13 protein-coding genes and 1 pseudogene are annotated in these 13,449 nt (G+C 49.2%); 9 read left to right on the top strand and 5 right to left on the bottom strand.

The window, feature by feature from the left end; genetic code table 11:
• Window positions 1-20: 20 nt before the first annotated feature.
• From radA to LRP57_RS05990, 3 genes and pseudogenes are all read right to left on the bottom strand, one after another.
• Window positions 21-1,397: a DNA repair protein RadA gene (gene radA, locus LRP57_RS06000; protein ID WP_231205628.1), complete on the bottom strand. Its 1,377-nt coding sequence runs from the start codon at window positions 1,395-1,397 to the stop codon at window positions 21-23.
• Between the two features lie 105 nt (window positions 1,398-1,502).
• Window positions 1,503-2,171 (bottom strand): potassium channel family protein, encoded by a 669-nt coding sequence (locus tag LRP57_RS05995; protein WP_231205627.1) that lies wholly within the window; start codon window positions 2,169-2,171, stop codon window positions 1,503-1,505.
• A gap of 60 nt (window positions 2,172-2,231) precedes the next feature.
• Window positions 2,232-3,602, bottom strand: a pseudogene (locus tag LRP57_RS05990) (TrkH family potassium uptake protein); the annotation flags it as partial.
• 275 nt (window positions 3,603-3,877) lie between these two features.
• Here LRP57_RS05990 and LRP57_RS05985 point away from each other — a divergent pair.
• From LRP57_RS05985 to hemH, 3 genes are all read left to right on the top strand, one after another.
• Entirely contained in the window at window positions 3,878-4,096 is a 219-nt protein-coding gene (locus tag LRP57_RS05985) for a helix-turn-helix domain-containing protein (protein WP_231205788.1), read from the top strand.
• Between the two features lie 85 nt (window positions 4,097-4,181).
• Entirely contained in the window at window positions 4,182-4,280 is a 99-nt protein-coding gene (locus tag LRP57_RS05980) for a 30S ribosomal protein bS22 (RefSeq protein WP_003792170.1), read from the top strand.
• Between the two features lie 251 nt (window positions 4,281-4,531).
• Window positions 4,532-5,590 (top strand): ferrochelatase, encoded by a 1,059-nt coding sequence (hemH, locus tag LRP57_RS05975; protein WP_231205626.1) that lies wholly within the window; start codon window positions 4,532-4,534, stop codon window positions 5,588-5,590.
• A gap of 152 nt (window positions 5,591-5,742) precedes the next feature.
• Here the strand turns inward: hemH and LRP57_RS05970 are convergent, their stop codons facing one another.
• Complete coding sequence (locus LRP57_RS05970) at window positions 5,743-6,201, bottom strand: MarR family winged helix-turn-helix transcriptional regulator (protein ID WP_231205625.1); 459 nt, start codon at window positions 6,199-6,201, stop codon at window positions 5,743-5,745.
• 526 nt (window positions 6,202-6,727) lie between these two features.
• Here LRP57_RS05970 and LRP57_RS05965 point away from each other — a divergent pair.
• From LRP57_RS05965 to LRP57_RS05945, 5 genes are all read left to right on the top strand, one after another.
• A complete protein-coding gene (locus tag LRP57_RS05965) occupies window positions 6,728-7,051 on the top strand; it encodes a histone-like nucleoid-structuring protein Lsr2 (protein WP_231205624.1) in 324 nt (107 codons plus the stop codon).
• 129 nt (window positions 7,052-7,180) lie between these two features.
• Window positions 7,181-7,918: a phosphoglyceromutase gene (locus LRP57_RS05960; RefSeq protein WP_231205623.1), complete on the top strand. Its 738-nt coding sequence runs from the start codon at window positions 7,181-7,183 to the stop codon at window positions 7,916-7,918.
• A gap of 240 nt (window positions 7,919-8,158) precedes the next feature.
• Window positions 8,159-8,713 (top strand): CarD family transcriptional regulator, encoded by a 555-nt coding sequence (locus LRP57_RS05955; RefSeq protein ID WP_231205622.1) that lies wholly within the window; start codon window positions 8,159-8,161, stop codon window positions 8,711-8,713.
• Entirely contained in the window at window positions 8,700-9,473 is a 774-nt protein-coding gene (locus LRP57_RS05950) for an IspD/TarI family cytidylyltransferase (protein WP_231205621.1), read from the top strand. Before LRP57_RS05955 ends, LRP57_RS05950 begins: the two co-directional genes overlap by 14 nt.
• 127 nt (window positions 9,474-9,600) lie before the next feature.
• Window positions 9,601-11,007, top strand: a complete 1,407-nt coding sequence (locus LRP57_RS05945; protein WP_231205620.1) for an MFS transporter — start codon at window positions 9,601-9,603, stop codon at window positions 11,005-11,007.
• Between the two features lie 174 nt (window positions 11,008-11,181).
• Here the strand turns inward: LRP57_RS05945 and ispF are convergent, their stop codons facing one another.
• Window positions 11,182-11,763 (bottom strand): 2-C-methyl-D-erythritol 2,4-cyclodiphosphate synthase, encoded by a 582-nt coding sequence (gene ispF / locus LRP57_RS05940; protein WP_231205619.1) that lies wholly within the window; start codon window positions 11,761-11,763, stop codon window positions 11,182-11,184.
• 112 nt (window positions 11,764-11,875) lie between these two features.
• On the opposite strand from ispF, the gene thrC reads away from it, so the two are divergent.
• Entirely contained in the window at window positions 11,876-13,399 is a 1,524-nt protein-coding gene (gene thrC / locus LRP57_RS05935) for a threonine synthase (RefSeq protein ID WP_231205618.1), read from the top strand.
• Window positions 13,400-13,449: the final 50 nt, after the last annotated feature.

Here is a 13,449-nt window from a genome sequence, read left to right as displayed (position 1 = left end):
GTGAATTTCCTACCCTGATATTACGTCAGGGCGACGTTAATAGCAGTTTTCAAGTCAGAAACCGTGAACAGATCCATACCTTCGATTGGTCGAATATCTTCGGTACCAGTTGCTGGGATAATGGCGCGAGTAAATCCGAGACGTGCGGCTTCTTGGAGTCGCTGACTGGTTCCTGTACACGGACGTACTTCCCCTGTGAGTCCTACTTCGCCAATGATGACTTGCCGGTGATGAGGAATGGCATTACGAGTAGCCGAAGCGATAGCAACCGCTGTTGCTAAATCTGCGGCAGGTTCATTGAGGCGGGCTCCGCCCACAGTTGATACGTACACATCGCATGTTGATGTGTCAATACCTAAACGTGCGTGAAGTACGGCCAAAATCATAGCGACACGTGAATGATCGACCCCTGATGTGGCGCGCCTAGGTGAAGCAGCTGCGCTTGCTGCTACAAGTGATTGAATTTCTGTGGGTATAGGGCGGCGTCCTTCCAAAGAAATGGTGACGCATGAACCAGCTACGGCGGGGCTTCCTTGCGAAAGAAATAATCCAGACGGGTCAGGTAGGCCCGTCATACCTGTTTCAGTGAGTTCAAAACAACCAACCTCATCGGTAGGTCCGTAACGATTTTTAACGGAGCGTAATAGGCGCAGACGTGAATGGCGATCACCTTCGCATTGACAGACCACATCAACTAAATGTTCTAAAACGCGAGGCCCTGCGATTCCTCCGTCTTTTGTGACATGACCAACGAGGAGCACAGGTAAATTCCGTGTTTTTGCCACTCGAATAATAGCGGAAGCTACAGCACGTACCTGTGTGGTTCCACCGGTTGTGCCTTCTGTATGAGGGGCGTGGATAGTTTGAACGGAATCGATAATCACAAGTGAAGGATTCACTTGTTCAATATGGCCTAAAAGTGTGGGTAGATCATTGTCATCTGACAGTAATAGCGCGTCATCGAATGCTCCGATACGTTCAGCGCGTAAACGGACCTGCGAGGCGGATTCTTCGCCGGTGACGTATAAGACTGGTCCTTCTTGATGTAAGCGACTGTGGCGTGCGCATCGTGCAGCTACTTCCAGGAGCAAGGTAGATTTACCGACCCCTGGTTCACCGGCCAATAAAATGACAGCGCCGCGGACAATACCGCCACCAAGAACGCGATCTACTTCGCTTTCACCTGTTGGCAGGAAAGCAGCATACTGTGCATCAACCTGTGCAATAGGAACAGCAGGATGAAGTGGCGTTCGCGCTGTTGGTACTGAGGGTTCACTGCCCACAGGCAGCGCTTCTTCTACGGTGCCCCATGCGTGACATTCACGGCATTGCCCACACCATTTTGGGGATGTCCATCCACATTCAGTACATCGGTAGCTTGTTTTTTCTTTGGCCATGATTCCACTCTAAAACCTCGCACCTACATCTGGAGCACAGGTAAGGAAAGCAAGGAACGCTTCTTATGCAGATTGCTGCTGTTGCGTGGCAGGAAACAGCTACCTTTAGGGGCGATGCGCAAAGTGTTCAAGTAAATCAGAATCACCGGACACAATAATTAAGTCCTCAGCTTCAATACGTGTCCGTGATGTGGCATATTCAAAAGGTTCACCAGGACGCAAAACGCCCAGCACATTTACGCCGTATCGTCCACGTAAATCGAGTTCTGCCAAAGAAAAACCTTGAACTTCTTTTGGTGGATGCAGCTTCATAATGGCGAAGCCGTTTTTTTCCATTTCGATGTAGTCTTTCATGCGCCCACCGACCAGGTGTGCTGTGCGTTGTCCGGCATCAAATTCGGGATATACAACGTGATGAGCGCCGATTCGTCGCAAAATTCTGCCGTGCTCGCGCGAAATTGCTTTAGCCCATATGTTAGGTATTCCTAAATCAACGAGGTTCGCGGTGATTAAAACAGAAGCTTCAAGTGATGTGCCGATGCCGACAACTGCACTGCGAAATTCTTTTGCTCCGATCTGGTCAAGTGCTTCCATTGAGGAGGCATCAGCTTCGACCAGTGGGAAACGCCCGGTAAATTGGCGGACACGTCGAGCGTCTTTTTCGACAGCGAGAATTTCGTAGCCCATTTTTTCCAGGGTCAATGCCACTGCTGATCCAAAGCGGCCAAGACCAATGACGAGTGTGCCAGATGCCAGCGTTTTTTCTTCTGTCATAGGTGTATTGTCCCATTTTCTGTGTTTATGTGAATAAGTACGCTGCTCGTATGAGTTACTTTAGCCGATGATAGGGCGTTCTTCTGGCATACGTATGAGGCGTGAGCGTTCACGTACAGCAAAGGCCGCGGCCATTGTCACTGTTCCTGTACGGCCTGCGAACATAAGTAAGGCCAGAACGTATTTGGCTCCGGCTGGCAGGGTTGCTGTGATGCCGGTGGATAAGCCGACGGTTGCGAATGCGGAAACAGATTCAAAGAGGATGACGTCGAGGGTGTAGTTCGTCATGGACAGCAAAATGACGACAGAAATCGACACGAGGGCAATACCCATAAGCGTGACCGCAACAGCTAAACGTACAACTGAAATGGGGATGCGGCGCCCGAAAGTTTCAATGTCACGATCACCGCGTGCTTCTGCGATAACTGCGAGGAGCAGAACCGCAAAAGTTGTCACTTTGATTCCGCCGGCAGTTGAAGCGGAGCCTCCGCCGATCATCATGAGTATGTCTTGAACGAAATGTGTATGTGGTCGCATGACTCCCACATCGAGTGCTGAGAGTCCAGAAGAACGACTGTTGACACCTGCAAGCAAGATGTTGAGGGTTTTGGTGGGTATGTCGGCTTGTGCGAGGGTTTCAGGATTTGTCCATTCGCTGAGGGCCAGCATGAGAGTTCCCACGAAGGCTAGGGTGAGGTAGACCGACAGAGTGAGTTTCGTGTGGAGCGACCATTTGTGAGGTGTGCGCCAGTGAGAGGAAAGATCCAAAATCACGGGAAAGCCAACAGCCCCAACCATTGTGCCTAGGATGATGGGGAAAAGCATCCACCAGTCTGAGACGAAGGGGCCAAGACCGCCGACGAGGATAACGAATCCTGCGTTATTGAAAACAGAGATTGCCATGAAAAGTGCTTGCCATGCGGATTCGAGAGGGGTCAGTGTGCCTAATGTGAGGAATCTGGGGAAAAATACCGCAAAAAGTATGATTTCAGCAGTTAACGAGGTGACAACGACGGCGATGAGCAGGCGGGATAATTTGCTCATATTGTCTTGTTTGGTTTCGGCGGCGGCCAACATTCTTTGAGTGAGTCCCAGATGGCGTGAAACAGCAACGCCGAGTATGGAAGCGAGGGTCATCACACCGAGTCCGCCAACCATGACACCAAGTGCAATAACTGCTTGTCCGAAAGTGGTCCATTGGGTTGCTGTGTCAACCGTGGTCAGACCGGTGACGCAGACCGCAGATACTGCGGTAAAGAGGATGTCAACAAATGCGAGGGGTTGGTTACCTGTTGAAGATATAGGCAAACTGAGTAAAAGCGTGATGAAAGTGACGATCAGCGCAAAGACTCCGATAGCTAAGCGGGCTGGTGCATTTCGCGCACGTTTTGCGATCCAGGTACGTAGGATCTGCACATAGGACACAGGCAAAGGATGTTGTTTGCGTGTGTGAGCTCTGCTGTGAGAGGTGTGCGTGGAATCGGCCATAGCTTACCTAGTTCGTGGCATTGGAAAATTATGAGTGCTTCACATGTATCCTAAGTCGCGTTGTCTTTTATTGTGAATAGCAGTGTGATAAAAGATTCTATTGAGATTTGTGTGAACAAAGTTGCATTTGAGGTACCTGTGCCCGTTATTATTATCCTTGAGGTTGAAACAAGGACGGCAGGAGAGCCGAACGCCTCGTGCCACAATGGGAGTCATCAATGGAACACAAGTCTGCTCCTCGTCTCATGACGGTGTCCGAGGTGGCGGATGTCATGCGCGTATCGCGGATGACAGTGTATAGGCTCATTCATAGCGGCGAAATGCCGGCAATTCGGGTGGGAAAGAGTTTCCGTGTACCCGAGGTTGTTGTGAATCAGTTACTTCATGCAGGTTTGGCTGAACAAACTGATACACGAGCTTTTGGTACTGAGGGGTAAGATATTGGGGAATGTGCTTATTGGCACGTGACCTCATTACGGTAAACCTTGCCGTATACATCCAACGATTCGAGGGAGGGACCCAATGGGCTCCGTCATTAAGAAGCGCCGTAAGCGTATGGCAAAGAAGAAGCACCGTAAACTGCTTCGTAAAACTCGTCATCAGCGTCGCAATAAGAAGTGAGCGCGTGACGGGCGAATACTGTCCGTCAATGACACATATTCAGGGGTCCGACATCGGTCGGGCCCTTGCTTTATTTTGCTTTGTCACATTGAAAGAAATATTTTCTGACACTTTTTTCGCATGTATTTCTTTTCTAAAACCTCTGCACCTCTTGGTATAGAATCTGAGGAAATAGGCCTGAGGATAAGGAAAAAGCTCTAAAAGAGTGCGCTAGTTCATGTTTTGTACACAACTTCCGCTAAAGTCAGGTTATGACGAACGTGAGTACAGTGTCAGAAAATTCGCAGACTCCAGCTATTTCGGAAACGTCAATGCAGACACGACCGACGCTTCTCCTTATTAATCTTGGCACCCCTGAAGCTCCTACGCCCTCAGCTATACGAACTTTCCTACGTGAATTCCTGAGCGACCCGCGTGTTGTTGAGATGCGGCCTTTGCTGTGGAAAATGATTCTTGAAACCTTCATCCTTCCTTTTCGTCCGCGTATGATCGCCCCTCAATACCGCAGTATTTGGACAGAGGACGGTTCCCCACTTATGCGCGGCACGCAAGAACAAGCAGAGCAACTTCAACGCATTTTTGGTGAGCAGCTCAATATACGCATTGCCATGCGCTACGGAAATCCTTCCATCAAGGACGAACTCACCCGCATATACAATGCAGGATGCAGAAAAGTCCTTATCTTGTCAGCCTATCCACAGTACGCAGCCAGTACGGTAGGGACTGTGTATGACGAGGTAGCGCGTTGGGCGTTATCTGCACGAGATCAAATGGAAATACGCACAATCCGTAGCTTCCAAGGAGCCTCTGAATATATTGAGGCTTTAGCTCAAGCAATTGAAGCTCATTGGCAAGAACATGGTCGCCCTCATTTTGATGCAGGAGATCGACTGATTTTATCTTTCCATTCAATCCCTGTGGCAATGCGTGATCTAGGTGATCCCTACCCAAGCGAATGTGAGGAAACCTACGACCTTCTTGCGGAACGTCTGCGTTTGCCCCGAGAAGCTATTATGCGAACCTATCAATCTGTTTTTGGGCGTGCGGAATGGGTGGGTCCAGCAACGATTGATACGGTCAAAGAATTAGGGTGCACATACAAAGGGCGTCTTGATGTGATCTGTCCAGGATTTATGGCAGATTGTTTGGAAACCTTAGAAGAAATAAATGAGCTGAACCGACAGGCCTTCTATGAAGCCGGTGGCACAGAATTTCACTATATTCCTTGGGGGAATGGATCAAAGGGTGCTGTTGCTACTCTTGCTGAACAAATACGGCAGGGCACAGCAGGCTGGTTGAACAACAAATAAGCGGGCGAAAGCAGGATATTCACGCGTTTGCGGACCACTTATACCTTAGGTTGGGTGCTGCTGCCTTAGGTTGCCTACTTCCTAAGCATGCAGCTACTCCGTAGCAATGGTGATGCCCTGCCTGAGAGTAATAAGAAAGTAGGCAATGCTATTTAGAAAGTGCTGAATTCTTCCTCATCTAGCCGTTGCCTAATGCGCTGGAAAACTTTCTCAAAAACAGCGCTTTCTTCCGGAGTCATGTCATCAAGCAGCAGTTTTTTCAGCAGATCTGCGTGATGGGATGTTGCTTTGCGTAGAGCGGCATTTCCTGCACGTGTGAGTGTAATGATGCCGCCTCTTTTGTCTTGCGAACACAGTGTGCGCGTGATGTAGCCGCGTTCAACGAGTCGATGCAGAGTATGAGTTAAACGTGAAGGACTGAAAACAACGCTACGGGCCAACATTCCTAAACGAATCCCATTTTTCCCTGCGCGTTCGGTATGCAGGAGGACATTGTATTCAGGCAGGCTGAGTGAACTTTTTTTCTTGAGTTCATTTTCTAATCGAAGGGCAAGTCGTGTGGTAGTTGAAAAACATGTTTCCCAAGGGCAACCCGGAATATCGGAGTTCATGATTTTCTTCCTTCTGAGCTTTCTGTGTGTGGGGGAGGGCGGGGACGTGTGGCCTGAGCGCAGGCATTGTCTATGAGTCTAGGTGCAATAGTGTGGAATGAGAATCCGTAAAGTCCTATTCGCCTTTGTTTAAGCAAGAATTTTGTGTTCTTGCGCTGTAGTAATCGTTTCAGTGAAGTTAATTTACAGGTTTAGTGAAGAAAAAGAAAGTGGCAATTGATAATTTCAGATGCTCAAGCAGACAAAGTATGAGTTAAGTTTCAATTTTTCCGCAGGCCAGAATCAATTTTATTTTCTTCTTCAGTCAATTATTTCTCTTTCATAGGAAAAGTTAAGGAGCAGAATTAAAGAGGTGAATCGAATGAAGGAAATTATTTAACTTTCACTTTATTCTGCTCATATAAGTGAGGTATAAAACGCTTTAATATTTTCTTTATAAGTTCGCTGTCAAGTTCTTTTATATTAGAATAAACATGTCTGGTGTACTGCGGATACTTTTCTGTTTTGGTCACAAAGTGAGGCGCTCATGAAGAAAACAAAAGTAATTCTTATTGACGATATGGATGGAGCGGAAGCTCAGCGTACAGTTTCTTTTTCTTTTGATGGAATTGATTACGAAATTGACCTTTCTGAGGAAAACCTCGCGCGTATGAAGAAAACGTTAGATGAATGGATTGCTGCGGGACGTCGTATCGGCGGCCGTCAGCGTCGCAGAACATCTGGCGTTACTGCTGTCCCCGGTTTAAGTGCCGAGGTGCGCGCATGGGCGAAAAAGCGAGGGATCGCTGTGAGTGAACGTGGACGTATCCCTGCGGAATTAGTGAGCCAGTATCACGCTGAAAACGCCTAACCATTTTTGAGGTTTTACGGTATATCGTGCCTTTATGTGGGAGGAATAGCCTCCCGTGATGATATGTGTATGCCCTAGTGGGCCTTGTGCCCTAAGACAATACCGACGATACAGAGGAGAATACTGATCGTGACTTATACATTAGTGCTGCTTCGCCACGGCGAAAGCGAATGGAATGCAAAGAACTTATTCACCGGTTGGGTGGATGTTCCTCTCTCAGAAAAAGGACGAGCAGAAGCTGCTCGCGGCGGTGAATTCCTGAAGGAAGCAGGTGTCCTACCGGATATTCTGTTCACCTCTATGCTTCGCCGTGCAATCATGACAGCGAACCTGGCTCTTGATGCGGCTGATCGTCACTGGATCCCCGTGCAACGCCACTGGCGTCTCAACGAACGTCACTACGGTGCTTTGCAAGGGAAGAATAAAAAGGAAATCCGTGACGAATACGGTGATGAGCAATTCATGCTGTGGCGTCGTTCCTACGATGTGCCACCGCCGGCAATTGAACTGGGATCAGAATTTTCTCAAGACAGCGACCCGCGTTATGCAGGTGAACAGATCCCAAGCACCGAATGTCTAAAAGACGTGCTCGAACGCCTGTTGCCGTACTGGGAAGAAACAATTGTTCCTGAAATTCGCACAGGAAAGACAGTAATGATCGCTGCCCACGGTAACTCATTACGCGCTATCGTCAAGCACCTCGATCAGATTTCCGACGATGAAATCGCTGGTGTCAATATTCCCACCGGTATCCCGTTGGTTTATGAATTGGATGAGGAAACTTTGCAACCTGTAAAGAAAGGTGGCCGCTACCTTGATCCTGAAGCTGAAGCAAAGATTGCGGCAGTTGCGAATCAAGGTAAGTAAGACCTCGTCTGGAAGGCGCTGAGACGGACCGATAGCTAAGACTATGGTCGATGCCCTCAGGGCGACAGATACTACAGGGCAGGGTGCATATCATATGTGCCCTGCCCTCTTTTTATGAGGTGGAGTGTGTGATACAGCGAAAAAGCGGGGTAAATATTCCGGAAAATGTGCACACTGCCTCTTAAAGCACAGCAAATGGTAGTATGAATACGCTGTTGTCTATATGCGCAGGGAGCTCCAATGTCGTTCGCCATCGGTCAGACCGTTGTGTATCCACATCACGGTGCAGCCACGATCGAAGAAATTTCGATCCGCAAAATCCGCGGTGAAGAAAGGACCTACCTGACTTTGCGTGTCAGTCAAGGTGACCTCACCATTCAAGTACCCGCAGAAAATGTTGATCTTGTCGGCGTGCGCGACGTGGTTGATGAGGACGGCTTAGAGGAAGTCCTTTCAGTTCTTCGTTCCCCCTACGTTGAAGAACCAACAAATTGGTCACGACGCTACAAAGCAAATCAAGAAAAAATTGCGACAGGCGACATTGTTCGTGTCTCAGAGGTAGTCCGTGACCTGACGCGCCGTGACGACCAAAAGAAACTGTCAACCGGTGAAAAACGCATGCTCACAAAAGCGCGCCAAATCTTAACCTCTGAACTTGCCCTTGCGCGCGGTATCGACAAAGCGGCTGCTGCTATCCGCCTTGATGAAATCCTCGCAGAAGGACAAATCATCATGCCGGACCTCGATACAGACGACGCTGACACTGACGCACCACATTCAGGTGACGACAACTGATATGACACGCGCTTATGCGGTGCTGACAGCCGCGGGTGCAGGTAAGCGCCTAGGAAATACTCTTCCTAAAGCTCTTATTCCTTTAGTCGGTCAGCCGCTTGTTCTACGCGCGGCACGTGGACTCGCTCACGCTGGTATTGCAGGTATCGTCATTACAGCCCCCCCGGAAGCGTATGACGATTTTCGCGCTGTTTTTCCGGAAAACCATGTACCAGGAACCGACACGCAAGTTCACATTGTCGTAGGAGCCTCACAATCGCGCCAAGCCTCTGTTGGGCGAGGATTGGCCGCAATAAGCAACCTCGCACGTACATGCGGTGATGAATTACAAGATGATACGGTGATTCTCATACATGATGCAGCCCGTTGCTTAACTCCTACTGACGTGATTACCCGTGTTATCACGGCAGTACGCCAAGGGTACGAAGCCGTGATTCCTGCTATGCCTGTCACAGACACATTAAAAATGGTGGATCGACCTTCTGCAGCCGATGACGTACCACGAGTGGTGACAGCGACACCTGAACGTCGTTGCATGGTTGCAATTCAAACGCCACAAGGCTTTACCTGGGCGACAATACGTCGAGCTCACGAGTATGGTGCTGAACTTTCTCATAATGAAATGACCGCTGCAACAGATGATGCAGCACTAGTGGAAGCGATGGGAGGAACTGTCCACGTTGTTACGGGTGATTTACAGGCAATGAAAATCACCACTAGTATCGATCTTGCGTTAGCGGAACTGATACTCAAACAGTGACAACACGTAATATGCGTGTGTGCACGCAACATGTGTATGCGCATGTCCCTATATCGACGTGACTGTGCGCGCTGTTGAGTAAAGACACGTGAAGGATGTCAACGACATCAATATCCGAGGAGGATACATGTCAGATCACACTGTAAAACACAGAAAACTTCTGACCCGCCCCGTTATTGAATGGGCAATGTGGGACTGGGGATCAGCAGCATTTAACGCTGTCGCTACAACTTTTGTGTTCACTACCTACCTGACCAGTGACGGAAAATTCACTGACGGAGCTACAGCATCACGGTACCTGTCCATTGGTTTGACAGTTGCGGGCCTCGTCATCGCTTTACTTGCGCCAATTACCGGTCAACGCGCAGACAGACGAGGCAAAGGCGGGGTACTCCTCGGATGGTTTACAGGCCTTGTCGTTGTATGTATGCTCGCCATGTATTTCGTGTACCCCAATAGTCCACTTGGACCCATCAACGCACTGTGGTTGGGTGTGCTCCTACTAGGCTTAGGCAACATATTCTTTGAATTTGCCTCTGTTAACTACAACGCCATGCTGAACCATATTGCCCGCAAAGAAGATATGGGTCGCATTTCAGGTTTTGGCTGGGGGGCCGGCTATATTGGTGGGATTGTCCTCCTCCTCATTATCTATGTCGGATTCATAGCCCCCGAAGTTGGTTGGTTTGGTGTAACCACTGAAAATGACATGAATATTCGTGTCGCTATGCTCGTGGCAGCCGCACAATTCACGATTTTTGCTTTACCTGTCATTATCCGATCACCAAAACCGCGCCATGTGCATGTGGAACAACCTGATGCTCAAGAAGGGCGCGAAAGCCTCATACAGTCCTACCGTTTACTGTGGAAAACCGTGCGGAACCTTAAGAAAGTCGCTCCGCATACCCTGTTTTTCCTGATCGCCTCAGCGGTCTTTCGTGACGGCCTGGCAGGAACATTCACATATGGCGCAATTATTGCGAAAACAACTTTCCACTTCACTGCCAGCGATGTGATGATTTTTGCGATCGCGTCAAATGTGGTCGCAGGTTTAGCGACTATCGCCTTTGGAGCTTTAGACGACAAATTTGGTCCCAAAAAAGTTATCGTCACATCCCTTATCGCAATGACACTGTCAGGTACAGGGATTTTCGTATTCTACGCTAACGGTCCGATAGTGTTTTGGATTCTTGGCCTTATCCTGTGTATTTTCGTTGGCCCTGTCCAATCTGCGTCACGTTCCCTGCTGGCTCGTATGATTCCCGAGGGACGTGAAGGTGAAATTTTCGGCCTCTACGCTACAACAGGCCGAGCTGTTTCCTTCCTTGCACCCGCCATGTACTTACTGGCATTAACAGTAGGTGAAATAGTCAATCCTGGCGGAGAATACACGCACTGGGGTGTCCTTGGCATCGCTTTGATTTTACTGGCAGGCTTACTACTGATACTGCCTGTCAAAGTCGAAGAAGCACATTTAGATCACTTCGATGAATCTGAACGGCACGCAGGAAAGACCTCAGAAACGACGAATTAAAAGGAAAATCTCGGAACAAACTGACATATCCGAACTGCTTTCCTTCGGTGGGTGTGCGAGAGTTTTTCGCGCACCCACCACGTGTGCGGCCTAAATGCGAAAATACGTGCATCTATTCCCCAAAGCAGGACCCTTTTTGTCTGGGCAGTCTTACGTACGCCGGTGAGCGTACAGCTATTGTGATACGCCTCCGAAACCTGACAAGTTAGCCCCAAGAAAGTCTTTACGAAATACGAGGACATTAGCGATCGCTGCCAAACCATCACCACGGCCAGTAAAACCTAATCCGTCTGTTGTCGTTGCACTAACAGAAACCGGTGCGCCGACAATACTGCTCATGCGCTGACATGCTTCAGGTAGACGAGCAGCCATACGCGGACGTTTACCGATAATTTGAACAGTAGCATTTCCAAGGCGCCAGCCCGCATCATGCGCCATACGCATGACCTCACGCATAAAAGTTTCTCCACTGGCATTCGCCCACTGCGGACGGTCTGTACCGAAAACAGTTCCTAATTCACCCAGTCCACAGGCTGCAAGAATCGCATCACATAAAGCATGTGCTGCAACATCTGCATCTGAATGTCCCGACAGTGGTGTTTCATCGGGCCACTGTAAACATGCAAGCATCAGCGGGCGCTCAGAAGCGTGATCCTTAGCAAAAGCGTGAACGTCACATGCCTGTCCCGTTCGGAAAGGAAAAAAAGGCTCTGCAGGTGACATATCGGATAAGTCAGTGGATAAAGAGTCGCTCATACCTCAAGCCTACGGCTTCTTTTTCGTAGCGACACTACGACGTGCGAGGGCACGAATGGGCCTTGCATGAAACACTCAACAACAAGTGAGACTCCACCGATAGAATCGCTCTGTGCGTTACCTTTCAACTCGTTCAGCAACAGATACGCCCACCATGAGCTTCAGTGATATTTTGCTGATGGGACTTGCTCCAGATGGCGGTTTATACATGCCGGTGGACTACCCGACGATCACCGAAGAAATACTCGCGCAGTGGCGTACCACTTTGAATGAGGAAGGCTATGCTGCTTTAGCGGCACGTGTCCTCTCGTTATTTATCGACGATATTCCAACTGAGGATCTTGTAGGAATATGCGAACGGGCCTACCGTACCCCGACATTTTCTACACCGGATATCGTGCCCGTGACAGACCTCGGAGACGGCCTGTGGCTCTCACACCTATCTGAAGGGCCGACAGCGGCTTTCAAAGATATGGCTATGCAGCTTTTAGGTGAACTCTTTGAATATGAACTCACACGCAGGAATAGTTGGCTCACCATTGTCGGAGCCACCAGTGGTGACACAGGTTCGGCTGCTGAATATGCGTTGCGTGGACGCGCCGGATTATCCGTCGTCATGTTGACTCCAGCAGGTAGGATGACTCCTTTCCAACGAGCACAAATGTTTTCCCTGATGGATGACAATATTGTGAACGTCGCGGTTGACGGAGTATTTGATGACTGCCAAGACCTCGTCAAATCCCTCAACATGGATGCGGATTTCAAAGCCGAATGGCACATAGGCGCGGTGAATTCAATTAACTGGGCGCGCCTGGTTGCTCAAGTTGTGTACTACGTGGCGACATGGATTCGCGTATCGGAACAGGTAGCACTTGCAAGGGGAACCCATCCGAATCAGCAGAAAATCAGTGTCTGTGTGCCTTCAGGTAACTTCGGTAACGTATGTGCTGCTCATATTGCGCGCTCGATGGGACTCCCGCTCGATACGTTAATTGTGGCAACAAATGAAAATGATGTTCTTGACGAATTTTTCCGTACGGGCGTGTACAGGGTTCGTTCATCAGCAGATACCCTTGCCACCTCGTCACCGTCTATGGATATTTCAAAAGCGTCAAATTTTGAGCGTTTTGTGTGGGATATGCTCCATCGTGACGCTGAGCGTGTTGCTGATCTTTTCGGTGCGTCCTTGACGACTCAGGGCTTTTTTGATCTGTCAGATACTCCAGAATTTGCTTCACTGCGTGACACGTGGGGTTTCGTGTCAGGTTCTTCAGGTCATGCTGATCGCGTGACACAAATACGTCAGGTCTACAAAAACAGTGGGTATTTATTGGATACTCATACGGCTGACGGTGTGCATGTGGCAAAACAATGGGTGGCCCACGTGGATACGCCACTTGTCGTGATGGAAACAGCATTACCTGTGAAATTTGCGGACACAGTTGCTGAAGCAATCGGTGAAGTTCCGCCCATGCCGCAGCGTTTTTTGGGTATTGAGGATGCTCCACAAAAAGTGACAGATATGCCAAATGATGTGGAAAAGTTAAAAGAGCTTGTGCGTACACATGTGCGTGCCTTTCCTCAACCAAGTGAACATCATGAGGTATCTTCCCTTAGCTATGAGGGCCGAAACTAAGGTCCGCTTACCGCTGATAGTGCGGCGGGGTGTCCTCTCCGTTGTCACTA

Source organism: Schaalia sp. lx-260 (assembly GCF_021083645.1).
Classification (GTDB): domain Bacteria; phylum Actinomycetota; class Actinomycetes; order Actinomycetales; family Actinomycetaceae; genus Pauljensenia.
The sequence above is the reverse complement of the archived record's forward strand: the minus strand, read 5'-3'. Positions and strand labels throughout refer to the sequence as shown.